Raw genomic sequence first — 24,978 nt, 5'->3', positions numbered from 1 at the left:
GGGTATAACCCATCAGGTGGTGCGCAATCGTCAAGGCGAACGGGTAGTCGGTGCGTATCACATCCAGCATGTGAACGGATATCACCATCGGTTGAAAGAGTGGATGGAGCGGTTCCATGGCGTGGCGACGCACTACCTGAAGAACTACCTGGGTTGGCGCCGGATGTTGGAGCGTTACGGAAAAGGCGTAAATATCAAAGCATGTTTGCATGAGGCGCTGGGGCGCCCCATGCAACACGTAATTGGGACATAGCCTTTTTTATGCCAGTTTATGGCGATAGAGACAGTTATCCATTGCCAACATGGCTGGCCGCCGCACAACAGGCAGCCATCACCCTTGATAAAATATAAAGAGAAATAAAATTTTAAAAACAAACACTTGCTACACACCACTACTTACCGCACAGATGAAACCTGCGCCCTTCTCCCCTCACCGCTTACCCATACCGCGCTCGCCCCGGCTCCCGGACTTTTATAACTTTTTTTAATTTTATTTGAGTGTCCTCTTCATCCTGACCATTGCAAAGTGGCGCCATTCCAGCGCCGGGCACTGTGACCACCGTCCGGCTGACACCGACTTGCTCATTTGATAATTGAAAGGATCCGAGAGATGAAACACTCCTTGATGGTAATGGGGTTGGCCGCCTGTCTGACATTGAGCGGCTGCCAGAATATGGATACCAAGAAAGTCCTGATAGGTGCAGCTGCGCTGGGTGCCATCGGCGCCGCTGGCTATTACGCCGGGAAAAAGTACAGCGATAACAAACACGAGCATGATGGCCAGCATGACGATAGCGATGACCAGCATATGGCCACCAGCAAGATGCCCCGTTACTGCTCGGGGGAAGCAGCCAGCAAATTCCATGTCTCCCCCCGCGATATCACCACCGAGTCGGCAGAAGAGAGTGGCCACAGATACAAGGTCTATGGCCAGTACGAGACCGACGATGATCTGGTCGACTTTACCTGCACCTTCAATCACGACGGTCGCTTCCTCTCGGTCGTTCGCAGCTGATTGGCCAGCGGTTACAGCCAATCACCACAGGCTCCCCATACAGGACACTCACGATGAAACAGCAACGCAGCATGATCGCCAGCCTCATTGCGCTGGCCCCATGCGCCGGTGCCGCCAGCGGCCACTCCGGGGTGGATCTGGCCAGCATGGATAACAGCGTGCGCGCGGCGGACGATCTGTTTCGCCACGTCAACGGCAACTGGCTGGCCCAGACCCAAATTCCGGATGACATGCCGGGGCAGACCATCGGCAATCTTTTGGCGGACAAGTCGCTGGAGGATCGCAAGGTGTTGCTGGAGGAGCTGCTCAAGCGCCCGCAACAAACCGGAACCCCTCGCCAGCAGATAGCCGACCTCTACGCCAGCTATCTGGATCAGGCCGGGCGGGATGCCAAAGGGCTGACCCCCATTCAGCCACTGCGCGATGAGATCATGGCCATCCATGATGGCGCCTCGCTAGCCACCTACTTTGCCCGGGTTAACAAGCTGGGCGGCGGCGCTCCCTTTGGTATCGGGTTCATGGCCGACAAGAAGCAGCCTGACAGCTACGGGATCTACCTGCAGCAATCCGGCCTCGGTCTGCCGGATCGGGACTACTACCTGAAAGCTGATGCCGCCAGCAAGACACTGCGGGCCAGCTACGAGCAGTTCATTACCGCCCTGCTCAACCATGCCGGCGTCGAGGGGGCGAGCGAGCAGGCCCATCGCATTCTGGCGCTGGAGACCCGGCTGGCCAGCCTGCAGTGGGACAGAGTCAAGCGGCGGGATGACAACCTCACCTACAACAAACTGCCCATCGCCCGCCTAAGTCAGTTGCTGCCCACCCTGGATTGGCAACGCTACCTGGCAGAGGCCGGTATCGCCGGGGAAAGGGAGATCATCGTCAGTGAGCCGGACTATCTGGAGAAGCTGACCGCCGTGATGCAGGAGACCAGCATCGCGCAGTGGCAATCCTACTGCCTGTTCCATCTGCTACGCACTTATGCGTCCTATCTCGACAGCCAGAGCAATGCCCTGCACTTCGCTTTCTACGGCACGACCCTGAGCGGCATCCCCCGGCAGCGGGAGCCCTGGAAGCAGGCCATGGAGGTGCTGGACGACTATCTGGGTCAGGCGGTGGGCAAACTCTACGTGGAGCGCTACTTCCCGGCCGAAGCCAAGGCACAGATGGCGACCATGGTACGCAATCTGATCGCCGCCTATCGCCAGGAGATCGGCGAACTCGACTGGATGTCTGCCCCGACCAAACAGCAGGCGCTGGCGAAACTGGAGAAGGTACGGGTCAAGATCGGCTATCCCGACCAGTGGCAGGATTACAGCGCAATCGAGATCCGTCCCGATGATCTGGTCGGCAATGCCCAGCGCGCGGCCACGGTGCGTTACAACGAGCACCTTGCCCGCCTCCATCAACCGGTGGATCGGGAGGAGTGGTTCGACAATCCGCAGACGGTGAACGCCTACTACAACCCGAACAACAACGAGATCGTCTTCCCGGCAGCCATACTTCAACCGCCCTACTTCGATCTGAAGGCGGATGATGCGGTCAACTATGGCGCCATCGGCGCGGTCATCGGTCACGAGCTGAGCCATGGTTTCGATGATCAGGGGGCCAAACTCGATGGCAACGGTGCCTTGCACAACTGGTGGGCTCCGGCCGATCTCAAGGAGTTCACCGCCAGAGCGCAAAAACTGGCGAAACAGTACGACCGTTTCGAGCCCATCAAGGGGGAGCATGTCAATGGCCAGCTGACCCTTGGCGAGAACATCGGCGATCTCGGCGGCTTGACCATCGCCCACAAGGCGTACCGGCTCGCCCTGGGCAACCGCCAGCCAGCGGTGCTCGATGGCTTCACTGCCGAGCAGCGTTTCTTTATCGGCTGGGCGCAGGTGTGGAAAGGAAAGTACCGGCCCGAGCTCGCTGCCGTTCTGCTCAAGACAGATCCCCACTCGCCGCTGGAGTACCGGGTCAACGGCGTCGTCGCTAATATTCCGGCCTTCTATAGCGCCTTTGCCATCAAGCCGGGAGACAAGCTCTATCTGCCACCTTCCGAGCGTGTGAAGATTTGGTGACCACCAGCAGGGGCCCTGGCCCGAAAAGCTCCAGCAGATGGACCACCTCCACCTGAGCTGAAGATGACCGACACAGGGAGTGTCTGTTTTACCCTGTCTGGTTTTTCCCGACCCACATGTGCCTGACCATGTGGGTTTTTTTGACCCTTTTGCTCTGCCCCTTCTCCTCAGCCTGCCCTGCTTTCACCCGATACGGCCACGGCAAACAACTCCGCTATTTTCTCGCCTTTGCCATTGGCTGAAAAACCGGCGGCGTAACCGCCATAAATCGGTTTACCACCACACTGGTCTGACCTATGGTAAAGCATATAAAAGATGCATCGTGGAGCTGCTTTTCCTATGAATGACCGAGAACTGCAACAGATCCTGTTTCGCTCCTTCGATGTGATCCCGCTGCCTATTCTGGTGTCCGAATCCATTGCCCGTCACGATGGCTGCTCACCCGACATGATCCCGCAGCGGCGCCACCGCTTCCTGAATAAAGCCTTCATTGAGCAGCTGGGCTACAACCTTGACGATCTGCCGGACATGGCTTCCTGGTTTCAGGTCGCCTACCCGGATGAAGGGTATCGCCGCACCATCATCAACTCCTGGCACTCCCAGGTGGAACAGAGCTTGTCTCAAGGGCTGGAGGTTGCCGAAATGCCTGCGCTGATCCGCTGCAAGAGCGGTCAGTCGCGCTGGTTTATCGTCACTGCCCAGCTGGGAGCCGATGCCATCCCGGATGGCCATATCGTCACCTTTCGCGATATCCACGACCTGCAGTGCATGGTGGAAGAGGTGAGCCGCCTCTCCTGCACCGATCCGCTCACCGAACTGACCAACCGGCGTGGCGCCCAACAACAGTTGCAGGCCCTTTGGTTGCAGGGTGAGCCCCTCTCGGTGGTGTTGGGAGATATCGACCATTTCAAACAGGTCAATGACCGCTACGGCCACCCTGCGGGTGATGCCGCGCTCTGCGCCGTCGCCCACGCCATGGCGAGCCAGCTGTTGCCGGGGGAGAGTCTGGCCCGTTGGGGCGGAGAGGAGTTCCTGCTGATCCTGCCTGGTTGCGATATTGAACAGGCAGCACGGCGCGCCGAACAGCTGCGCCAGCATGTCAGTACCACCCGATTGCCATGGCAGGGGAAACAGCTCTCCCTCACCATCAGTCTGGGGTGTGCCAGCATGAAGGGGCAGGAGAGCATCGACTATCTGCTGATGATGGCCGACCGGGCCCTTTATCAGGCCAAGGATCAGGGCCGTAACCGGGTTGTCATCTCGACGGAATAGAGTGATCACCAGAAAGGGAAGCCGAGTCGCGGCCATAAAAAAACCGAAGCACAAGGCTTCGGTTTTTTACTGCGCAACTGGCGTGAGCCAGCCGGGCATTACTTCTTGATACGGATAACCGGGGTCTCGCCCACAGTCACGGCACCAGTCATTTTGATCAGCTCTTTGATCTCGTCCATGTTGGAGATGACAACCGGAGTCAGGGTAGACTTGGCTTTCGCTTCCAGAACGGCCAGATCGAACTCGATGATGGTGTCGCCGCGCTTGACCTGCTGGCCTTCCTGAGCGATACGCTTGAAGCCTTCGCCTTTCAGTTCAACGGTGTCGATACCGAAGTGAACGAACAGCTCGATACCGGAGTCGGATTCCAGAGAGAACGCGTGGTTGGTCTCGAAAATCTTGCCGATGGTACCATCGCACGGAGCAACCATCTTGTTGCCAGCCGGCTTGATGGCGATCCCGTCACCAACGATCTTCTCGGCGAAGACAACGTCAGGCACATCTTCGATCGGCACGATTTCGCCAGACAGCGGAGCAAAAATTTCGATGCCGCCGGTGTCAGAGCTATCGTCGGAAACCAGTTTCTTCAGTTTATCAAACAGACCCATATAAAGCTCCTAGAGATGATTTGTCGCTGTTTGCAGCCGATCTTAGCAGACTGCTTTCTGCTTAATAAAGTTATCTACGCATGCTTCGATTTCAGCGGCGGTGGCAAAGCTCAGTGCTTGATCAGCCATTGCCTTCACATCTTCGAAGTTGGTGTTGCGGATAAGCTTCTTGATACGCGGTACAGAGATGGCGCTCATGGAGAACTCATCCAGACCCATACCCAGCAGCAGCAGGGTAGCGCGCTCGTCACCAGCCAGTTCACCACACATACCGGTCCACTTGCCTTCGGCGTGGGACGCATCGATAACCATCTTGATCAGGGTCAGGACGGAGGGTGACAGCGGGTTGTACATGGCGGAGATCATCTCGTTACCACGATCGACAGCCAGAGTGTACTGGGTCAGGTCGTTGGTACCGATACTGAAGAAATCCACTTCCTTGGCCAGATGATGAGCCATCACGGCAGCGGCCGGGGTCTCGATCATGATACCCACTTCAATGGATTCATCAAAGGCTTTGCCTTCGGCACGCAGTTCGGCTTTCAGCGTCTCTACGGTCGCTTTCAGGCTACGGAACTCTTCGACAGAGATGATCATCGGGAACATGATGCGCAGTTTGCCGAAGGCAGACGCACGCAGAATGGCCCGCAGCTGTGCATGCATGATGTCTTCGCGGTCGAAGAAGATACGCACGGCACGCCAGCCCAGGAAGGGGTTCATCTCTTTCGGGAAATTCATGTAGGGCAGCTCTTTGTCGCCGCCAATGTCCATGGTACGCACGATGATCGGCTGATCCGGCATCGCTTCGGCCACTTCTTTGTAGGCTTTGAACTGCTCTTCTTCGGTCGGCAGCGCGTCACGATCCATGAACAGGAACTCGGTACGGTACAGACCCACGCCTTCGGCGCCATTGCGGATGGCACCCTCGGTATCCTTGACGGTACCGATGTTGGCGCACACTTCGACCTGGTGACCATCCAGTGTGATGGCAGGCAGATCTTTCAGCTTGGCCAGCTCATCTTTCTCGGCCTGGAACTGAGCCTGGAATTTCTTGGCTTCGGTCAGCTGTTCCGCAGTCGGATTGATGATGATCTGGTTGTTGATCGCATCCAGCACCAGCATGTCACCGTTCTTGACGCGCTCGGTGATGTCGTTGGTGCCTACCACGGCCGGCAGCTCCAGGGAGCGGGCCATGATGGAGGTGTGAGAGGTACGGCCACCGATGTCGGTGACGAAACCCAGCACATATTTCAGGTTGATCTGAGCGGTTTCAGACGGGGTCAGGTCTTTGGCGACCAGGATCACCTCTTCGTCGATGGTGCTCAGGTTGACAACGGCGATGCCCAGTACGTTCTTGACCAGACGGGTGCCGATGTCACGGAAGTCGGTAGCGCGTTCGCGCAGATAAGGGTCATCCAGCTCGGCCATCATCTTGGCGTACTGTTCGATCACCTCATAGATGGCTTTGTCAGCGGAAGCCTTGTTCTCTTTGATGAAGGATTTGATATCCCCTTCCAGCTCCTCATCTTCGAGCAGCATGATGTGGCCTTCGAAGATGGCCTCTTTTTCCTCACCGAAGGTGCGACCGGCCATCTCTTTGATGGCTTCCAGCTGGGTAGCTGACTTGGTACGAGCTTCGAGGAAACGGTTGATCTCGGCATCAATCTGGTCAGCAGAGATTTTGCCCTGATTGATAACGATTTCATCTTCTTTAAGAAGAAGCGCCTTACCGAATGCGATACCGGGGGACGCAAGAATGCCAGATATCATAATCCTTCCTATTAAAACGACTGTGGGGGAGGAATCTAAAGCTGGATTACTCCAGCTCGTCCATCAGGGCAACCAGCTTCTCAACAGCTTGCTGAGCATCCGGGCCGTCAGCCTGGATAGTTACGTTGGTACCCTTGGTCAGGCCCAGGGTCTGCAGCTTGAACAGGCTCTTGGCGCTGGCGGACTTGCCACCGGAGACCACAGTGATCTCGCTTTGGAATTCTTTGGCTTCTTTCACGAACTGAGCTGCCGGACGGGTGTGCAGGCCGTTTTCAGCAGTAATAACAACAGACTTCTCGTACATGGTTTCACCCCATATTATTGATATTTTTTGGTGGATTGGTCGTTTTTGAGGCAACCTGACCCACCGTGTCAGTATGGATATGTTGTAAAGTAACGAAAGCAGACCCGCAATGGTTTAATCCAGGTCAAGTTTCTGTGCAGTAATCGGCGCGCTGGTTGGCAATTTTCAGTTATTGGGCTACAAGCCGCATCAGGACTGGCCTGAAATTATTTTATAACGAAAAATAACACTTTGTTACTTTGTGATACCCAGCCAGCAAACACCGCGTGACGCCGCACAGGATATGAGATTTAGAGCGGAATGTCTGCTTTTTTTCTCACTCCGGAACTTGTTATTTTACCCCAAAAAATAAGGATCAAGTGACACTAACAGGGGTTGAGTCTAGCCCATAAAGAAGCGGCGCTCCTGGGAGCGCCGCTGTTTTGAAAGATTCCGATCAGTTACTGCTGCAGCTCCTGCTCGCTGAACACCCCGGCAAACAGGGCGCTGGAGAGGTAACGCTCCGCCGCACTCGGCAGGATGACCACAATGGTTTTGCCCGCAAATTCCGGCAGCTCGGCAAGACGGCTGGCAGCCACCACCGCAGCACCGGAGCTGATACCGGCCAGGATCCCCTCCTCCTCCATCAGGCGGCGAGCCATCTCGATGGCTTCGTCACTGGTCACCTTCTCCACCCGATCGATGAGGGAGAGGTCCAGGTTGCCCGGGATAAAGCCGGCGCCGATCCCCTGGATCTTGTGTGGGCCCGGTTTGATCTCTTCCCCGGCCAGCTTCTGGCTGATGACCGGCGACTCGGCCGGTTCGACCGCAACAGAGACCACCGCCTTGCCTTTCGTCTGCTTCAGATAGCGGGAGACCCCGGTAATGGTGCCGCCGGTACCGACCCCGGCTACGAACACATCCACTTCGCCGTCAGTGGCATCCCAAATCTCGGGGCCGGTGGTCTTTTCGTGGATCTCCGGGTTGGCCGGGTTTTCAAACTGTTGCAGCAACACATACTTGCCCGGCTCGGATTCGAGGATCTCGTTGGCCTTGGCAATGGCCCCCTTCATGCCGAGCGGCCCTTCGGTCAGCACCAGATTGGCACCGAGCGCCTTGAGCAGCTTGCGGCGCTCCAGGCTCATGGTGGCCGGCATGGTCAGGGTGATGGGATAGCCGCGAGCTGCCGCGACAAAGGCCAGAGCAATACCCGTGTTGCCGCTGGTGGGCTCGATAATCTCCTTACCCTTGGTCAGGATACCGCGCTTCTCGGCATCCCAGATCAGGTTGGCACCGATACGGCACTTGACGCTGAAGCTGGGGTTGCGGCTCTCGATCTTGGCCAGCACGCGGCCTTTGGTAACACGGTTGAGACGAACCAGCGGGGTGTGACCGATAGTCTGGCTGTTGTCCTCAAAAATTTTGCTCATGGTGCTATCCCTGTGTTTGTTACGACGATGAAACAAGATTACCCTGTGGTTTCTGAATGAGAAGTGACTATTCGTTATAACCATATGGTATTACAACATATAGAGCTTATTCTCTCTGGCCCCTGACTCCGGGAGCCAATCGTCAAAGGAACCGACGTTATGGGATTTTCAGGAAGCAGCCAGTATCTCGCCTCCGATGCATTGAAGATGGCAGTCAATGCCGCCATCACCCTCGAAAAACCGCTGCTGATCAAAGGGGAGCCGGGCACCGGCAAGACGGTACTGGCAGAAGCGGTCGCCGACCATCTCGGCACCGATCTCATTGCCTGGCATATCAAGTCCACCACCAAGGCCCAGCAGGGACTCTACGAATATGATGCGGTGGCCCGGCTGCGGGACTCCCAGCTCGGCGACCCCAGAGTGGCCGATATCAGCCACTACATTCGTAAAGGCAAGTTGTGGCAGGCCTTCAGCGCCGAGCAGCGACCTGTGCTGCTGATCGACGAGATCGACAAAGCCGACATCGAATTCCCCAACGATCTGCTGCTGGAGCTGGATCGGATGGAGTTCGACGTCTACGAAACCGGCGAGCGAGTCAAGGCGCGCCAGCGGCCGGTGGTCATCATCACCTCCAACAACGAAAAAGAGCTGCCGGACGCCTTCCTGCGCCGCTGTTTCTTCCACTACATCCGCTTCCCCGACAAGGCCGAGATGCAGGCCATCGTCAAACTCCACTACCCCGACCTCAAGGAGAGCCTGCTTGGCGAGGCAATGGAGCTCTTCTTCGAGCTGCGCGAGGTAGAGGGACTGCGCAAGAAACCCTCCACCTCGGAGCTGCTGGACTGGATCCGCCTGCTCTTGGCCGACGATATCGCCCCCGAGGCGATGCGTGCCCGCGAGCCCGGCAAGCTGGTGCCCGCGCTATATGGCGCCCTGCTCAAGACCGAGCAAGACCTGCATCTATTCGAGAAGCTCGCCTTTCTGGCACGGCGCGGCAGCTGACCCATGCTGATCGACTTTTTTACCCACCTGCGCCGCCACAAACTCCCGTGCAGCCTGCGCGAGTTGCTGGACTTGCACGCCGCACTGGCGGCCCGACTGGTCGCTGTCGATATGGACGAGTTCTACCAGCTCTCCCGCTGCCTGTTGGTAAAAGACGAGGCCCACTACGATCGCTTCGATCGCGCCTTCGCCGAATACTATGAGGGGCTGGACGCCATCCCCCTGCTGCCGGAAAACCTGCCCGAGGAGTGGCTGCGCAAGGAGTTCGAGCGACTGTTGAGCCCAGAGGAGAAGGCGCTGCTCAAATCCCTCGGCGGACTCGACAAGCTGCTGGAGACCCTTAACCAGCGATTAAGCGAGCAGAAAGAGCGCCACGCCGGCGGCAACAAATGGGTGGGGACCGGTGGCAGCAGCCCGTTTGGCCACGGCGGTTTTCACCCCGAGGGGGTGCGCATGGGTGGAGAGGGGCAGCACGGTAAGGCGGTCAAGGTGTGGGAGGCCCGACACTATCGCAACTTCAGCGATGACTCGCCGCTCGGCCAGCGCGCCATCCAGCTGGCACTGCGCAAACTCAGGCGCTGGGTGCGCAAGGGCAACCCGGACGAGCTGGATCTCGACGACACCATAAAAAGCTCTGCCCGCCAAGGGTGGCTCGATGTGAAGCTGCGACCCGAGCGCCACAACGGGGTGAAGCTATTGGTCTTTTTCGATGTGGGAGGCTCCATGGATGCCCACGTGGCCGAGGTGCAGCGCCTCTTCTCGGCGCTGCGCCACGAGTTCAAGCATCTGGAGTACTTCTATTTTCACAACTGCCTCTACGACTTCGTATGGAAGGATAACGCCCGCCGCTTTGAGGAGCGGTTCGATACCCTGCGGCTGCTGCGCACCTATGGCAGCGACTACCGGGTGATCCTGGTGGGGGATGCCACCATGGGCCCCTACGAGATCACTTGGCCGGGCGGCAGTGTCGAGCAGTGGAACGAGGAGTCGGGTCAGGTGTGGCTTACCCGATTGCAGCAGCACTTTCCCAAACTGGTGTGGATCAATCCCACCCCGCGGCGGGAGTGGCTCTGGCATCCCTCCATCAAACTGATGAATGACGTGGTTGGCGGACGGATGCATCCGCTGACCCTGGCGGGTCTTGCTGCGGCGATCGACCAGCTGTAACCCTCTCTACCCTATAAACCGACAAGCCGGGAACGCACCCGGCGAGGAGCAAAGATGACCTCTATCGTGATCAGTGGCTCAGGCCTCTATACCCCACCCTTTGCCGTCAGCAATGAAGAGCTGGTGGCCGCCTTCAACCAGTATGTGGATCTCTACAACGAGGAGAACGCCTCCGCCATCGATGCCGGCCAACTCCCCGCCAAGCTGCACTCCAGTTGCGAGTTCATCGAGAAGGCCTCCGGCATCAAGAGCCGTTATCTGGTGAGCCGCGAGGGGGTGCTCAACCCCGACATCATGCAGCCGCTGCTGGCGGAGCGGCCCGATGAGATGCCCTCCATCATGGTAGAGATGGCGGTGGCCGCCGCCGAGCAGGCGCTGATCGCCGCCGGCCGCGAGCCCGGCGAGATCGATCTGGTGATCGTGGCCGCCTCCAACATGCCGCGCCCCTACCCAGCGCTGGCCATCGAGCTGCAGCACTATCTCGGGGCGAGCGGCATGGCCTTTGATATGAACGTGGCCTGCTCGTCTGCCACCTTCGGCATCAAGACAGCCGCCGACATGCTGGCGGCAGGCACAGCCAACGTGGCGTTGGTGGTCAATCCGGAGATCTGCTCGGGGCACCTCAATTTTCGCGATCGGGATAGTCACTTTATCTTCGGCGATGCCTGCACCGCGGTGCTGCTGGAGCGGGAGACCGATTGCAAGGCGGCCAATCCGTGGCAACTGGTGGCCAGCAAGCTGGTGACCCAATACTCCAACAACATCCGCAACAACTTCGGCTTTCTGAACCGGCTGAGCCCGCGCACCCGCTACAGCGACGACAAGCTGTTCCGCCAGCAGGGGCGCAAGGTGTTCAAGGAGGTGTTGCCGCTGGTGTGCGAGCAGATAGCCAACCAGCTCGACGAGCAGGGCTGGCCCGCCGAGAGCCTGAGCCGGCTCTGGCTCCATCAGGCCAACCTCACCATGAACCAGTTCATCGGCCGCAAGCTGCTCGGTCACGATGCCAGCCAGCAGGAGGCGCCGGTCATTCTTGATAGCTATGGTAATACCAGCTCGGCGGGTTCCATCATCGCGTTTCATCTGTACAATCGCGACCTTCCTGCGGGGGCTCGCGGCGTACTGTGCTCCTTTGGCGCTGGCTACTCCATCGGTAGCCTGCTGCTGCGGCGCCTGTAATGGCGGGCCTCCCGCCGACATAACAATAACCAGCAACATGGGTGGGAATATGCAGAGGATCACGGGGCGCTGCGCCCTGCACTACGGGGTAACCCTGTCACTATTTTGTCTCTATGGCTGGCAGGTTTGCCCGTTTCTCGAGAGTCTCACCCTGCCCCAGTTGCTGGGGCCGACCCTGGTGACGTTTGCCATCATGTTCGCCGTGCGCAACCGGCTGCTCTCAAGGCGGCCCCTGCCGCGCAACGGGCTGGATGGGTTCGGACTGGAGGTGGGTTTCTACCTGCTGGGAGCACTGCTGCTGTCGGGCTACAACGCCCTGGCCCACGACTTTCCGCTGGAGAGTCACCTCAAGGTGCTGCTGGGGATGACCACCCTCGGCTTTCTGGTGGCGGCCGATCTGACTCTGGAGCGAGACTTGCATCGGGCCAGAGCACGGCAAGTCGAGCAGAGCCTGACACTGAGCCACCCGCTGGCCATGCCGATGCCACGCAAGTTCACCCTCTTTACCCTGGCGACCCTCACCCTGCAGGGAGGCGTCTTCTTCTTGCTGTTCAACAAGGATCTGGAGTGGCTGGTGACGGTGGAGCGCAGCCTGCCGAGGGTCGATGCCCAGCACTACATCCTGTGGGAGATCGCCTTCGTAATGACGGTGACCTTCTGTTATCTCGCCCTCATTATTCACGGTTATGGTCGCAATCTCGGCCTATCCCTGCGCCAGCAGACCCGCACCATGGCCAGAGTACAGTGTGGTGACTTCGACGCCCGGGTGCCGGTCACCCGGGATGACGAGTTTGGCCTTATCGCCGCCAGCACCAATCAGATGATCGGCGAGCTGAAATCCCGCAGCGACGAGCTCAACCTGACCCGTGACGTGGCCATACTCGGCCTCGCCTCGCTGGCGGAGACCCGGGACAACGAGACCGGCGCCCATATCATTCGCACCCAGCACTACGTCAAGGCGCTGGCGCAATACCTCAGTCGCAGCAATTGGGATCGCTATCCGCTCGATGACGCCACCATCGACCTGCTGTTCAAGTCGGCCCCGCTGCACGATGTGGGCAAGGTGGGCATTCCCGACGCCATCCTGCTCAAACCGGGCAAGCTGACCGACGAGGAGTTCGCCATCATGAAGCGCCACCCGCAGATCGGCGCTGATGCACTGGCGAGTGCCGAGGCGCAGCTGGGCTCCAACTCCTTCTTGCGGCTGGCCCGGGAGATCTCCCTCACCCACCACGAGAAGTGGGATGGCAGCGGCTATCCGGCAGGGCTGGCGGGTGAGGATATACCCCTCTCCGGGCGCTTGATGGCGGTAGCGGATGTCTACGATGCCCTCATCTCGAAACGGGTCTACAAACCTGCTTTCAGCCATGAGGAAGCGAAGGAGATCATCGTGAAGGGGAGCGGCAGCCATTTTGATCCCGGCATCGTCGCGGCGTTTCTCGCCTGTGAGGCGCAGTTCAGGGAGATTGCCGCGCAGTTTCAGGATCACCACTGAGCAAGTACATTCCGACCAGCTTGCCCTGATGGCTGACAGGGCAACCGGTGTCATAAATTGTACACAAACAAGTCTGGTGATCGCCGACTCAGCGCCATGCTGGCGGTATTTGCCACGCCGCGCCTATATTGATATTTCCCTTTATTTACAGCTATTTTTTGTCATTTTGTGATCCGGATTCGTGCCAATGACGCAACCGGGATCACAAGATGGCAGGAAAAGGCCGCAATTTGCCCTCCGGCGCCAATGATGGCTTCCAATGAAAGCGAGGTTTGCTATCATCCGGAGACATTTTTCATCTGTCGCCGGCTACAAAAGAATACCCTCATGTACACACAGTTCTTCGGCCTCTCGGAACACCCGTTTTCCATCTCGCCCAATCCCAAGTACCTCTATATGAGCGAGCGCCACGGCGAAGCCCTTGCTCATCTCAACTATGGATTGCAGGATGGCGGCGGCTTTGTGCTGCTGACCGGCGAAGTGGGCACCGGCAAGACCACCGTCTCCCGCTGCCTGCTGCAACAGCTGCCCGCCGAGACCGAGATCGCCTATATCCTCAACCCCTCCCTGACCGAACGGGATCTGCTGGCCGCCATCTGTGACGAGTTTCAACTCCCCTATCCCGAAGATGCCGGGATCAAGCGGCTGTTCGACCTTATTCGCGATCACCTGCTGGCCAACCTGGCGGCAGGCAAGCGCAGCGTGGTACTGGTGGATGAGGCGCAGCACCTGCTGCCCGGCGTACTGGAGCAGTTGCGTCTGCTCACCAACCTCGAAACCGACGAACGAAAACTGCTGCAAGTAGTGCTGATCGGCCAGCCCGAACTGCAACAGATGCTGCGCCAACCCCTGCTGCGCCAGCTGGCCCAACGCATTACCGCCCGCTATCACCTGCTGCCGCTCTCTCACAGCGATGTGGATGCCTACGTCCGCTTCCGGCTGCAAGTTGCAGGCTGCGTACAACCCATCTTTACCCCGCGCGCCATAAAGACGCTCCATCGCCTGAGTGGCGGCATCCCCCGTTTCATCAACCTCATCTGCGACCGCGCCCTGATCGCCGCTTTCGCCCGTGGCAGCTACAAGATTGTCCACAGCGATATCAGCCAGGCCGCCTTCGAGGTCAATGGCGTTCGGGACGAAGGAAGCTGGGCCTCCGGTCTGATGGTGACGCTGGCGGGCGCCCTGCTGGTGGCCGCAGGCTGGTGGGGTTGGCAATTTTTCGGCGTGTTCCCTACCCGTCCGGTAGTCAAGGTCGAGGTGCCGGTCACCATCGACGAGACCGCCGAGCAGCAGGAGCAGCTGACCGAGGCGATCAATCAGGCCATCGACCCCGACAGCGCCATGCAGAATCTCTATCGGGTCTGGGGTTATGAACCGGAACCGTTCGACGCAACCTGCGATAACGCCCCCCGTGCCGGTCTGCGCTGTCAGGAGGGCGAGGCGAGCCTTGACGAGCTGCGCGCCCTGCAGTATCCCGCCATGATCACGCTCACTGACCAGACTGGCGGCCTCTACTACGCGACCCTGGTCAATCTGGGGCCGAACAAGGCCAGCCTGATGATAGGTGACCAGAGCTGGCAGGTGGATCGCCAGTGGCTCAGCGACAACTGGGGCGGCAGCTACACCCTGCTCTGGCGCATGCCGAAAGGGGGCGTCAGCCTGATTGCCAGCAATGCCGGTCAGACCCAGATCCAGTGGCTCGACAACGCCCTCAGCCGTGCGTTGCAACAACCCGAGCGCAAGGTGCGCCGTTTCGATGGCGAGCTCAAGAACAAGCTGCAGCAGTTCCAGCGAGATCAGGGGCTCACCCCTGATGGCATCGCGGGCAGCAACACCCTGCTGCGTCTCAACGCCCTCTCCGGTGAACCCATGCCCAGACTGGAGGAGGCCTCCTGATGTCTACCCTGCTCAAGGCGCTGCGCCGTGCGCAGCAACCGCAACTCTCCGCCCATATTCCGGCCATGGGCTTGCCCATGCCCCGGGAAGAGGAGCGCAGCCCACGCCGCATCGGCTGGCTGCTGGCTCCCCTGGCCTTGCTGCTGGGGGCGGGCGCCAACTATGGCTGGCATCTGATCCACCTGCGCCCCATCGAGGAGAAGGTGGAGGTGAAAGAGGTGATCACTCCACCCTTCGTGCGGGTCGAACCCAAGGCGATGGTGACTCGTCCGCTGCCCCCGCCCCTGCCGGAGCCGGTGGCCCAACCCAGAGCAGTGACCAAAAACGAGGGGGTAAGTCAGGGGAATACCCCCACGCTGAGTCTGGCCGAGCAGCTGATGAAAGCCCTCAATGAAACCCCATTGCAGGAGGCGCCACACGCCGCCAGCCAGAACGTGCAACCAGCCCAGTTGATGGCGCTGGGCTCGGCGCCCCAGTCGGTGCGCCAGCAGGTACCGCAATTGAGCTACGGCTCTCATGTGTTCTCCTCCAACCCCGCCAAGCGCGCCGTGGTGCTCAATGGCCGGGAATACCGGGAAGGGAGCGAAATCGCCCCAGGGGTCGTGCTCGCTACCATCGACCAGCAATACATAGTGCTGCAGGTCGCCGGACAGAGCGTGACCCTCAAGGCGCTGCAGGATTGGCGAGGATGAGTACGCACCGTACCCTGATGTTCGCTGGCAAGCAGCGATACACCTCACCTGAGTGCCACTTTTGTGAGCATTCAAAGGTTTACGGTGTGATGAAATATCCATTTTTACGGTTTGGCGCGCCCCGACCCGTTGTGTCACAGCACTCCGCCGTACACAATACGCAGCCGCCCCAGAGCCTGGAATATGTTGATTAATATGACGCTACGATTCAGGGATGACATCTTGACCATGCTGCTGGCCCAGTGCCGACGGCTTCCCATGACCAGAGTCACCCAGGTGGCCTTTCTGGCGCTGCTGATCATGCTGGCCCAGCAGAGCGCCGCCCTCACCTGGCGTCTGCTCACCCTGGCAAGCCCGCAAACCAGCCAACCGTGGCAACCCTCCGCCGTGGCGGTCAACGGCCAGAGCAACCCGCGCCTTGAACTGGGCGAGGTAAGCCGACTGGCGCTGTTTGGCAAGGCGATCCCCAAGGCGCAAGCCAAAGCCGCCGTGGCCGCCAATGCGCCGCGTACCCAGCTCAATGCCCAGCTCAACGGAGTGTTGGCCAGCTCGGATCCCGCCAAATCCATCGCCATCATCGCCATGTCCGGCATCCAGAACTCCTACGGGGTCGGTGACATGATTGACGGCACCCAGGCGCGGATCCGGCAGGTCTATCCGGATCGGGTGATCATCGAGCGGGATGGCCGCGACGAGACCCTGATGCTGGATGGCGAGGAGTATGGCAAGCCGCTGCCGCAGACCAACGCCGCCCCCCTTGGCTCCCTGCGCAGCGAGCTGATGGCTGATCCGGGCAAGATCACCGATTACCTCAATATTTCACCGGTTCAGGTGGATGGCCGCATGACCGGCTATCGCCTCAATCCGGGCAGCAATCCTGAGTTTTTCAACCAGAGCGGGCTGCAGGCCAATGACCTGGCCATCAGCATCAACGGGCTGGATTTACGGGACAACATGCAAGCCATGCAGGCGATGCAGCAGATGGCTGGCGCAACGGAAATGACAGTGACCGTCGAGCGACAGGGCGAACAGTTCGACATCTATGTGCGCTTGTCAGAATAATGATTTGGAGTCGTACCAATAATGACCACTAAAGGGAAAAGCTGGCGTCTGGCCACTATCGCAGCGGCACTGATGATGGCGGGCTCAGCCTGGGCCACCGAATACTCTGCCAGTTTCAAGAACGCCGACATTGAAGAGTTCATCAATACGGTGGGCAAGAACCTCAATAAAACCATCATCATAGAGCCCTCGGTGCGCGGCAAGATCAATGTTCGCAGCTACGACCTGCTCAATGAGGAGCAGTACTACCAGTTCTTCCTGAGCGTGCTCGACGTCTACGGCTTTGCCGTGGTGCCGATGGACAACGGAGTGCTCAAGGTGCTGCGCTCGCGGGATGCCAAGACCTCCGCCATTCCGGTGGTGGATGGCAGCAACCCGGGCTCCGGCGACGAGATGGTGACTAGAGTAGTGCCGGTGCGCAACGTCTCGGTCCGTGAACTGGCGCCGCTGCTGCGCCAGCTCAACGACAACGCCGGTGGTGGCAACGTGGTGCACTACGAGCCCTCCAACGTGCTGCTGATCACCGGCCGCGCCGCCGTGGTCAACCGTCTGGTGGAGGTGGTGAACCGGGTCGACCGCGCCGGCGATCAGGATGTGGACATCATCAAGCTCAAGTTCGCCTCGGCGGGGGAAATGGTACGGCTGGTCACCAACCTCAACAAGGATGGCAACCCCCAGGGTGGCACCGCTTCCCTGCTGCTCTCCCCCAAGGTGGTGGCCGACGAGCGCACCAACTCTGTGGTGGTGAGTGGTGAGCCGAAAGCGCGCGCCCGCATCATCCAGATGGTGCGCCAGCTCGACCGCGACCTGCAAAGCCAGGGCAACACCCGGGTCTTCTACCTCAAATATGGCAAGGCCAAAGACATGGTCGAGGTGCTCAAGGGCGTCAGCTCCAGCATCGAGGCCGACAAGAAGGGCGGCGGCGCAACCACAGGTGGCGCCAGCATCGGCGGTGGCAAGCTGGCCATTTCAGCCGACGAGACCACCAATGCGCTGGTCATCACCGCCCAGCCGGACGTGATGTCCGAACTGGAGCAGGTGGTGGCCAAGCTCGATATCCGCCGCGCCCAGGTGCTGGTGGAGGCGATCATCGTCGAGATGCAGGATGGCGACGGCCTCAGCCTTGGCGTCCAGTGGGGCAATGCCAACGGCGGTGGCACCCAGTTCACCAACTCAGGTCTGCCGCTCGGCAGCGCCATTGCGGCGGGCAAGGATTACCAGAATGGCAAGACCGACACCGCTGCCGGTCTGCTGAAAGAGTTCAACGGCATGGCCGCCGGTTTCTATCACGGCGACTGGGCCATGCTGGCCACGGCGCTGGCCTCCAATACCAAGAACGATATTCTCTCCACCCCGAGTATCGTCACCATGGATAACAAGGAGGCCTCCTTCAACGTCGGTCAGGAGGTCCCGGTCCAGAGCGGTTCGCAAAGCTCTACCACCAGCGATCAGGTGTTCAACACCATCGAGCGCAAGACGGTGGGTACCAAGCTGGTGGTGACCCCGCAGATCAACGAAGGGGATTCGGTGCTGCTCAATATCGAGCAGGAGGTCTCCAGCGTCGCCCAGACCCAGGCGACCGGTACCGCCAACCTTGGCCCCACCTTCGATACCCGTACCGTCAAGAACGCGGTGCTGGTCAAAAGCGGCGAAACCGTGGTGCTGGGCGGTTTGATGGACGAACAGACCAAGGAGCAGGTCTCCAAGGTGCCGCTGCTTGGCGATATTCCGGTGCTGGGCTATCTGTTCCGCTCCACCTCCAACACCACCTCCAAGCGCAACCTGATGGTCTTTATCCGGCCCACCATCTTGCGTGATGCGGACGTCTATACCGGTGTCTCCAGCAACAAATACAGCCTGTTCCGCGCCGAGCAGCTCAATGCCGCCTCGCAGGAGGGGTATCTCACCTCCCCCGCCCGTCAGGTATTGCCTGCCTATGGCCAGGATGTGATGGTGTCGCCCGAGCTGCAAAAAGAGATCCAGAAGCAGATCAACGAGATGCGGAGCAGACAGCAAAGCACTGCCGAGACCACCACCCCGTTTGTGCAGAGTAAGCCCTGATGAGTGCCTACCATCTGGATGGAAGCGTCGGGCCTGCGCCACTGCCCGAGCTCCCCTTTGTCTTTGCCCGCAATTTCGGGGTGATCCTGATTGAGCGGGACGGCGCCCCCGTGCTGCAGTGCCGCCCTGGCGTCACCCCGCAGGCCCTGCTGGAAGTGCGGCGGGTCGCGGGTTGCAGCTTCGCGGTGGAGCAACTCGACAACGAGGCCTTCGAAGAGCTGCTGATGGCTCACTACCAGCGCGACTCCTCCGAGGCGCGCCAGCTGATGGAAGATCTCGGCAACGAGATGGACTTCTTCGCGCTGGCCGAAGAGCTGCCGCAAAGCGAAGATCTGCTGGATGCCGATGACGACGCCCCCATCATTCGCCTCATCAACGCCATGTTGAGCGAGGCGATCAAGGAAGAGGCCTCCGATATCCATATCGAGACCTTCGAGCGAGCACTGGTGATCCGCTTTCGCATCGACGGGGTGCTGCGGGAGATCCTGCGCCCCCATCGCAAGCTGGCCTCACTGCTGGTGTCGCGCATCAAGGTGATGTCGCGAATGGATATCGCCGAGAAGCGGGTACCGCAGGATGGCCGTATCTCGTTGCGTATCGGCGGTCGCGCCGTCGACGTGCGGGTCTCCACCATGCCGTCCAGCTACGGCGAGCGGGTGGTACTGCGTCTGCTCGACAAGAACAACGTGCGCCTCGAACTCAAGCAGCTGGGGATGACCGCGGCCAACCGCACCATCATCAGCGAGCTCATTCGCAAGCCCCACGGCATTATTCTGGTCACCGGCCCGACCGGTTCCGGTAAATCCACCACCCTCTATGCGGCGCTGTCAGAAATCAACTCGCGGGATCGCAACATTCTGACGGTGGAAGACCCCATCGAATATGACCTCGAAGGGGTGGGCCAGACCCAGGTCAACACCAAGGTGGACATGACCTTCGCCCGCGGCCTGCGCGCCATCCTGCGTCAGGATCCGGATGTGGTGATGGTGGGGGAAATCCGAGATCTGGAAACCGCCCAGATTGCGGTACAGGCGTCGCTGACCGGTCACCTGGTGATGTCGACCCTGCACACCAACACCGCCATCGGCGCCATCACCCGGATGCGGGACATGGGGATCGAGCCCTTCCTGCTCTCCTCGTCCTTGCTGGCGGTGCTGGCCCAGCGGCTGGTGCGCACCCTCTGCCCCGATTGCCGTGCCCCGCGCCCCATCACCGAGCAGGAGCGCCTCGCCATGGGCATCGAGCTGGCCCCCGATCAGCAGGTGTGGCGTCCGGTCGGGTGCGAGCTGTGCAACCACACCGGCTACCGTGGCCGGACCGGCATCCACGAGCTGGTGGTGATCGACGAAACGGTGCGTGAAGCCATTCACAGTGCCAGCGGCGAGCTCGCCATCGAGCGACTGATCCGCGGCCACACCCCAAGCATCCGCCGTGATGGCATCGACAAGGTGCTCAAGGGGCAGACCAGCCTCGAAGAGGTGCTGCGAGTGACCCGGGAAGATTGAGATGGCGGCATTCGAATACAAGGCCCTCGACAACAAGGGGCGCAGCAAGAGCGGCGTAATGGAGGGCGACTCGGCCCGTCAGGTACGCCAGCTGCTGCGCGAACAGGGACTCACCCCCCTCGAGGTGAACGAGACCACCGAGAAGGCGAAACGGGAAGCGACCCGCTTCGCCCTGTTTCGGCGCGGTGCCAGCACTGCCGAGCTGGCCCTGATCACTCGCCAGCTGGCGACCCTGGTGGGGGCCGGTCTCACCATCGAAGAGGCGCTCAAAGCGGTGGCCGAGCAGTGCGAAAAGGCCCACTTGCGCTCTCTGGTGGCGACGGTGCGCAGCAAGGTGGTGGAAGGCTATTCGCTGGCCGACTCGCTGGGGGCTTTTCCCCATGTGTTCGACCAGCTGTTTCGCTCCATGGTGGCGGCCGGTGAAAAATCGGGCCATCTGGAGAAGGTGCTCAACCGCCTCGCCGACTACACCGAACAGCGCCAGCATATGCGCACCAAGCTGCTGCAGGCGATGATCTACCCCATCGTGCTTACCTGCGTGGCTATCGGGGTTATCTCGATCCTGCTTACCGCCGTGGTGCCCAAGGTGGTGGCCCAGTTTGAACACATGGGCCAGCAGTTGCCGGGCACCACCCGCTTTCTCATCGGCACCAGCGAGTTGATGCAGGCCTACGGCCTCTGGTTCCTGCTGCTGATCTTCCTTGGCAGCTTTGTCTGGCGCTGGTGGCTCACCGATGAAAAGCGCCGCCGACGCTGGCATCAGGTGCTGCTCGGCCTGCCGGTGATTGGCAGGGTCAGTCGCGGTCTCAACACCGCCCGCTTCGCCCGCACGTTAAGCATCCTCAACGCCAGTGCGGTACCGCTGCTGGAAGGGATGAAGATCTCCGGCGAAGTGCTCTCCAACGACTTTGCCAGAATGCGCATTCTTGAGGCCGCCGAACGGGTGCGCGAGGGGACCAGTCTGCGCAAGTCGCTGACCGAGACCAAGATTTTCCCGCCCATGATGTTGCACATGATCGCCTCCGGCGAGCAGAGCGGCGAACTCGACAGCATGCTGGAGCGGGCGGCAGACAACCAGGATCGGGAGTTTGAATCCCAGGTCAATATCGCCCTCGGGGTGTTCGAACCCATGCTGGTGGTCTCCATGGCCGGGGTGGTGCTGTTTATCGTGATGTCGATCCTGCAGCCGATCCTCGAGCTCAACAACATGGTGAATATGTAAGTTTCCGGTGTTCGGTGGCGCCGCTGGCGGCCCGTCGAACCCACCCAGTGATCACTCTCTGATGGGCTATCCCATCTCATTCGTTACGGAGCAACTCATGAACAAACGTCGTCAATCCGGTTTTACCCTGCTGGAAGTCATGGTGGTCATCGTGATCCTCGGCATTCTGGCCAGTCTGGTGGTGCCCAACCTGATGGGCAACAAGGAGAAGGCTGACCAGCAGAAAGCGGTCTCCGATATCGTGGCGCTGGAAAACGCCCTCGACATGTACAAGCTGGACAACAACCGCTACCCGACCACCGAACAGGGTCTGGACGCGCTGGTGACCAAGCCTTCTATCGATCCGGCGCCGCGCAGCTACCGCGATGGCGGCTACATCAAGCGCCTGCCGCAAGATCCCTGGGGCAACCCGTACCAGCTGCTGAGCCCGGGCCAGTTCGGCAAGATCGACATCTTCTCCATGGGTCTGGATGGCGAAGCCGGTACCGATGACGACATCGGCAACTGGAACCTTAAGGATTTCCAATAAGTGATGTGCCGCCACCGCACTCCTTGTGAGCTGACTGCATGAAGCGGTCTCTCTCCTTTCATCGCCAATCCGGCTTTACTCTGCTGGAAGTGTTGCTGGTCGCCATGCTGATGGGGCTGGTGGCCACCGCCGTCACTCTCAGCATGGGAGGCGCCAGAGGAGATCGGGAGCTGGATAAGCAGGCGCGTCGCCTGATGGCGACGCTGCAGCTGGCGCAGGAGTATGCGGTGATGGATGGTCGGCTGGTAGGCATTCGCATCGAGGATAACGGCTGGCAGTTTATGCAGCGTCAGGCCAAAGATCGCAAGTGGCTGGCCCTGACTGGCGACAAGCAGCTGGGGCCGGTGCAACTGGCCGAGAACATGACGCTGGCGCTGGAGCTGGAAGGCTTTGGCTGGCAGCCGGACTCCGACGAGAAAACCGAACAGAAGCGCGACGAGAAGGAGCGCACGCCGCAGTTGCTCATCTTCCCAGGCGGCGAGCTGAGCCCGTTCGTGCTCACCTTCACCCAGCAGGATGACGATGCCCGCTACACCCGCATCGTCAAGGGGGACGAGTTCGGCCGCCTCACCCTGCTCACCGGCGATGAAGATGAAGAGGTGAGCGAATGAACGCCCGGGGCATGACACTACTCGAAGTCATGGTCGCACTGGCCGTCTTTGCCATCGCGGGTCTCGCGGTAATGAAAACCGCCAGCGAACACCTCTCGGTCCTCAACTATCTGGAGCAGAAGACACTCGCCACCTGGGTGGTGGAGAACCAGCTGGTGCAACAGAAGCTCGAGAACAAGTGGCCTGGTGACAGCTGGGTGGAAGGGGATGAGCAGATGGCGGGCAGCACCTGGTACTGGCGCTATCGCGGCGTCGCCACCGCCGACAACAACTTCCGGGCGCTCGATATGGAAGTGCGCACCGAGGCCAAGGCCGAGAACCCGGTCGCCATGATGCGGACCTATATCAGCCGATGACCCAGCACGTTGCCCGCACGCCTCGCCCCGTCCGTCACGCCGGTTTCACCCTGCTCGAAATGCTGGTGGCGATCGCCATCTTCGCCACTCTCAGCATGGGCGCCTATCAGGTGCTGCAGGGGGTGCTCACCAGCGACGAGGTGGCCAAGCGCAAGGAGACCCGCCTCAACGAACTGCAGCTCGCCTTCACCCTGCTGGAGCGAGACATCACCCAGATGGTGCCGCGCAGCGGTCGCATCGAGGGGGAGAACAACAAGGTGCTGCTGGCGGCCTCCCGCTTCGGCCAGCAGAGCGATGACTGGGGCATGGCCTTTATGCGCAGCGGCTGGCTCAACCCGGACGGCATGCTGCCCCGCTCCCATCTGCAACGGGTCGGCTGGCGACTCAAGGATCAGAAGCTGGAGCGCCTGAGCTACCTCTATCCGGATCCGGTGATCGGCACCGAGCCGCGCATCCAACCGGTGCTGACAGGGGTCACGGCGTTTCGCCTCTACTTCTTCGACAAGGGCAACTGGAAAGAGGAGTGGAGCCAGCGCAGCGTGCTGCCCCACGGGCTGGCAGTGGAGCTGGATCTGGAAGATTACGGTACCATTCGCCGTCAGTTCCTGATTGGCGCCGGTGGCCAGCGCGCCGAAGAGAACAGCCAGAGCAGCAACCCCGACCAAGGTGGCAACAACAACAACGGGAACAACGGCAATACCAATGGCGGTAATGGTGACAGCCAGAACGGAGGGGGCACCAATGCGGGCTAATCTCGCCGGGCCCGGTCGCCAGCGCGGCATGGCGCTGCTGGTGGTGCTGCTGATCCTCTCGGTGATGGTGATCATCGCCAGCAATATGAGCGGCCGCCTGCAGCTTGAGCTGCGCCGCACCGCCAACATCACCACCGGCAAACAGGCGTGGTGGTATGCCCTCTCGGCGGAAGCGCTGGTGAGCAAGGTGCTGACGCAGGATTTCAAGGACAACCCCGAGGTGGTCAACCTCAGCCAGAACTGGGCCCGCAAGAACACTGTGTTTCCGGTGGACGATGGCCAGCTCAAGGGCGAGGTGACCGACCTGCAATCCTGCTTCAACCTCAACAGCCTGAGCATGGCCTCCAAGGCGGGGAGCGGCGAGGAGCTGGCGCAGCAGCCCTATCCGGTGCAGGTGTTTCGCGAACTGCGCAAACAGCTGGCGATGGATGATTACGAAGCTGCCCAGCTCACCGATGCCATCCGTGACTGGACCGACAAGGATACGGTGCTGGTCTCCAGCCTTGGCGCAGAGGACGCCTATTACGAGGGGCTCAAGCCCCCCTACCTGACCGCCAACCAGTGGATGCTGGGCAAGGACGAGCTGAGGGCGGTGCGCGGGGTGACGGCCAGGGTCTATGCCAAACTGGCCCCCTATGTCTGCACCCTGCCCAGCGACAAGTTGAAGATCAATATCAATACCCTTGCCCCCGAACGCCCCGAGCTGCTGGTTGCCCTCTATCTGGGTACTATCGGGCTGGATGACGCCAAGCGAGTGCTGAACGAGCGGCCACAGAAGGGGTGGAAAGAGAGCAAGCTGATGACGGACATGCTCGCTCCGGTCGATTCGGTGAAAGGACTGAAAGAGGCGCTGGTGGTGAAAAGCGACTTCTTCGAAGCCCGAGTCGTGGCCGAGGTCGGCGACAACCGGGCCTGGCTCGAAACCCTGTTCCAGCGGGGCAAGGACAATAAACTGGTGATGCTGCGCCGCCTCAGCAGTGGCGCCGAATAAACAGCGCACCTGCA

The 24,978-nt window shown here is 60.2% G+C and carries 22 protein-coding genes and 1 pseudogene; 19 read left to right on the top strand and 4 right to left on the bottom strand.

Annotated elements, in window-relative coordinates; all coding sequences use genetic code 11:
• From AB5Y90_RS16120 to AB5Y90_RS16105, 4 genes and pseudogenes are all read left to right on the top strand, one after another.
• Positions 1 to 253: pseudogene (locus AB5Y90_RS16120) on the top strand (IS1595 family transposase); the annotation flags it as partial.
• A gap of 357 nt (positions 254 to 610) precedes the next feature.
• On the top strand, positions 611 to 1,015 hold the full coding sequence (locus AB5Y90_RS16115; protein ID WP_270658996.1) for a hypothetical protein: 405 nt from the start codon (positions 611 to 613) through the stop codon (positions 1,013 to 1,015).
• A gap of 53 nt (positions 1,016 to 1,068) precedes the next feature.
• The gene (locus AB5Y90_RS16110; RefSeq protein ID WP_368167238.1) at positions 1,069 to 3,084 is read left to right on the top strand and encodes a M13 family metallopeptidase; all 2,016 of its coding nucleotides are present in this window, start codon (positions 1,069 to 1,071) and stop codon (positions 3,082 to 3,084) included.
• Between the two features lie 339 nt (positions 3,085 to 3,423).
• Complete coding sequence (locus AB5Y90_RS16105) at positions 3,424 to 4,356, top strand: diguanylate cyclase (RefSeq protein ID WP_368167236.1); 933 nt, start codon at positions 3,424 to 3,426, stop codon at positions 4,354 to 4,356.
• 98 nt (positions 4,357 to 4,454) lie between these two features.
• Here the strand turns inward: AB5Y90_RS16105 and crr are convergent, their stop codons facing one another.
• The 4 genes from crr to cysK form a co-directional block, all read right to left on the bottom strand.
• Positions 4,455 to 4,964: a PTS glucose transporter subunit IIA gene (gene crr / locus AB5Y90_RS16100; RefSeq protein WP_005338264.1), complete on the bottom strand. Its 510-nt coding sequence runs from the start codon at positions 4,962 to 4,964 to the stop codon at positions 4,455 to 4,457.
• Between the two features lie 42 nt (positions 4,965 to 5,006).
• The gene (gene ptsI / locus AB5Y90_RS16095; protein WP_019446785.1) at positions 5,007 to 6,734 is read right to left on the bottom strand and encodes a phosphoenolpyruvate-protein phosphotransferase PtsI; all 1,728 of its coding nucleotides are present in this window, start codon (positions 6,732 to 6,734) and stop codon (positions 5,007 to 5,009) included.
• 46 nt (positions 6,735 to 6,780) lie between these two features.
• Positions 6,781 to 7,038: an HPr family phosphocarrier protein gene (locus AB5Y90_RS16090; RefSeq protein WP_005338266.1), complete on the bottom strand. Its 258-nt coding sequence runs from the start codon at positions 7,036 to 7,038 to the stop codon at positions 6,781 to 6,783.
• Positions 7,039 to 7,478: 440 nt separating this feature from the next.
• Positions 7,479 to 8,447: a cysteine synthase A gene (gene cysK / locus AB5Y90_RS16085; protein ID WP_005338267.1), complete on the bottom strand. Its 969-nt coding sequence runs from the start codon at positions 8,445 to 8,447 to the stop codon at positions 7,479 to 7,481.
• Between the two features lie 159 nt (positions 8,448 to 8,606).
• On the opposite strand from cysK, the gene AB5Y90_RS16080 reads away from it, so the two are divergent.
• From AB5Y90_RS16080 to exeK, 15 genes are all read left to right on the top strand, one after another.
• On the top strand, positions 8,607 to 9,449 hold the full coding sequence (locus AB5Y90_RS16080) for a MoxR family ATPase (RefSeq protein WP_005350058.1): 843 nt from the start codon (positions 8,607 to 8,609) through the stop codon (positions 9,447 to 9,449).
• 3 nt (positions 9,450 to 9,452) lie between these two features.
• Positions 9,453 to 10,616, top strand: coding sequence for a VWA domain-containing protein (locus AB5Y90_RS16075; RefSeq protein ID WP_270659006.1), 1,164 nt, complete (start codon positions 9,453 to 9,455; stop codon positions 10,614 to 10,616).
• 54 nt (positions 10,617 to 10,670) lie between these two features.
• Positions 10,671 to 11,792: a beta-ketoacyl-ACP synthase III gene (locus AB5Y90_RS16070; RefSeq protein WP_368167234.1), complete on the top strand. Its 1,122-nt coding sequence runs from the start codon at positions 10,671 to 10,673 to the stop codon at positions 11,790 to 11,792.
• 49 nt (positions 11,793 to 11,841) lie between these two features.
• Entirely contained in the window at positions 11,842 to 13,287 is a 1,446-nt protein-coding gene (locus AB5Y90_RS16065; protein WP_368167232.1) for an HD domain-containing phosphohydrolase, read from the top strand.
• Positions 13,288 to 13,614: 327 nt separating this feature from the next.
• Positions 13,615 to 15,183 carry an ExeA family protein gene (locus AB5Y90_RS16060; RefSeq protein ID WP_216948210.1) on the top strand — a complete coding sequence of 523 codons (1,569 nt, stop codon included), beginning with the start codon at positions 13,615 to 13,617 and terminating at the stop codon, positions 15,181 to 15,183.
• Positions 15,183 to 15,875 (top strand): GspB family T2SS assembly factor variant ExeB, encoded by a 693-nt coding sequence (exeB, locus tag AB5Y90_RS16055; protein ID WP_368167231.1) that lies wholly within the window; start codon positions 15,183 to 15,185, stop codon positions 15,873 to 15,875. Before AB5Y90_RS16060 ends, exeB begins: the two co-directional genes overlap by 1 nt.
• A gap of 228 nt (positions 15,876 to 16,103) precedes the next feature.
• Positions 16,104 to 16,937 carry a GspC family type II secretion system variant ExeC gene (gene exeC / locus AB5Y90_RS16050; protein ID WP_005359021.1) on the top strand — a complete coding sequence of 278 codons (834 nt, stop codon included), beginning with the start codon at positions 16,104 to 16,106 and terminating at the stop codon, positions 16,935 to 16,937.
• Positions 16,938 to 16,958: 21 nt separating this feature from the next.
• A complete protein-coding gene (gene exeD, locus AB5Y90_RS16045; RefSeq protein WP_236283392.1) occupies positions 16,959 to 18,998 on the top strand; it encodes a GspD family T2SS secretin variant ExeD in 2,040 nt (679 codons plus the stop codon).
• Positions 18,998 to 20,503 carry a GspE family T2SS ATPase variant ExeE gene (gene exeE / locus AB5Y90_RS16040; RefSeq protein WP_368167229.1) on the top strand — a complete coding sequence of 502 codons (1,506 nt, stop codon included), beginning with the start codon at positions 18,998 to 19,000 and terminating at the stop codon, positions 20,501 to 20,503. The genes exeD and exeE overlap by 1 nt, the downstream gene beginning before the upstream one ends.
• A gap of 1 nt (position 20,504) precedes the next feature.
• Complete coding sequence (gene exeF / locus AB5Y90_RS16035) at positions 20,505 to 21,725, top strand: GspF family T2SS innner membrane protein variant ExeF (protein ID WP_005338296.1); 1,221 nt, start codon at positions 20,505 to 20,507, stop codon at positions 21,723 to 21,725.
• Between the two features lie 97 nt (positions 21,726 to 21,822).
• Positions 21,823 to 22,254, top strand: a complete 432-nt coding sequence (gene exeG, locus AB5Y90_RS16030) for a GspG family T2SS major pseudopilin variant ExeG (RefSeq protein ID WP_005338297.1) — start codon at positions 21,823 to 21,825, stop codon at positions 22,252 to 22,254.
• Between the two features lie 38 nt (positions 22,255 to 22,292).
• A complete protein-coding gene (exeH, locus tag AB5Y90_RS16025; protein ID WP_005350046.1) occupies positions 22,293 to 22,865 on the top strand; it encodes a GspH family T2SS minor pseudopilin variant ExeH in 573 nt (190 codons plus the stop codon).
• Complete coding sequence (gene exeI, locus AB5Y90_RS16020; RefSeq protein WP_100654246.1) at positions 22,862 to 23,221, top strand: GspI family T2SS minor pseudopilin variant ExeI; 360 nt, start codon at positions 22,862 to 22,864, stop codon at positions 23,219 to 23,221. Before exeH ends, exeI begins: the two co-directional genes overlap by 4 nt.
• Positions 23,218 to 23,973 (top strand): type II secretion system minor pseudopilin GspJ, encoded by a 756-nt coding sequence (gene gspJ / locus AB5Y90_RS16015; RefSeq protein WP_368167227.1) that lies wholly within the window; start codon positions 23,218 to 23,220, stop codon positions 23,971 to 23,973. The genes exeI and gspJ overlap by 4 nt, the downstream gene beginning before the upstream one ends.
• A complete protein-coding gene (gene exeK, locus AB5Y90_RS16010) occupies positions 23,963 to 24,964 on the top strand; it encodes a GspK family T2SS minor pseudopilin variant ExeK (protein ID WP_368167225.1) in 1,002 nt (333 codons plus the stop codon). The genes gspJ and exeK overlap by 11 nt, the downstream gene beginning before the upstream one ends.
• The last annotated feature ends 14 nt before the right edge of the window (positions 24,965 to 24,978 follow it).

Origin of the sequence: Aeromonas sp. R4-1 (genome assembly GCF_040908325.1) — a bacterium.
In the GTDB taxonomy this organism is placed as follows: Bacteria; Pseudomonadota; Gammaproteobacteria; order Enterobacterales; family Aeromonadaceae; genus Aeromonas; species Aeromonas veronii.
Note: the sequence above shows the minus strand (reverse complement) of the source record. Positions and strands in the feature narration are given on the sequence as shown.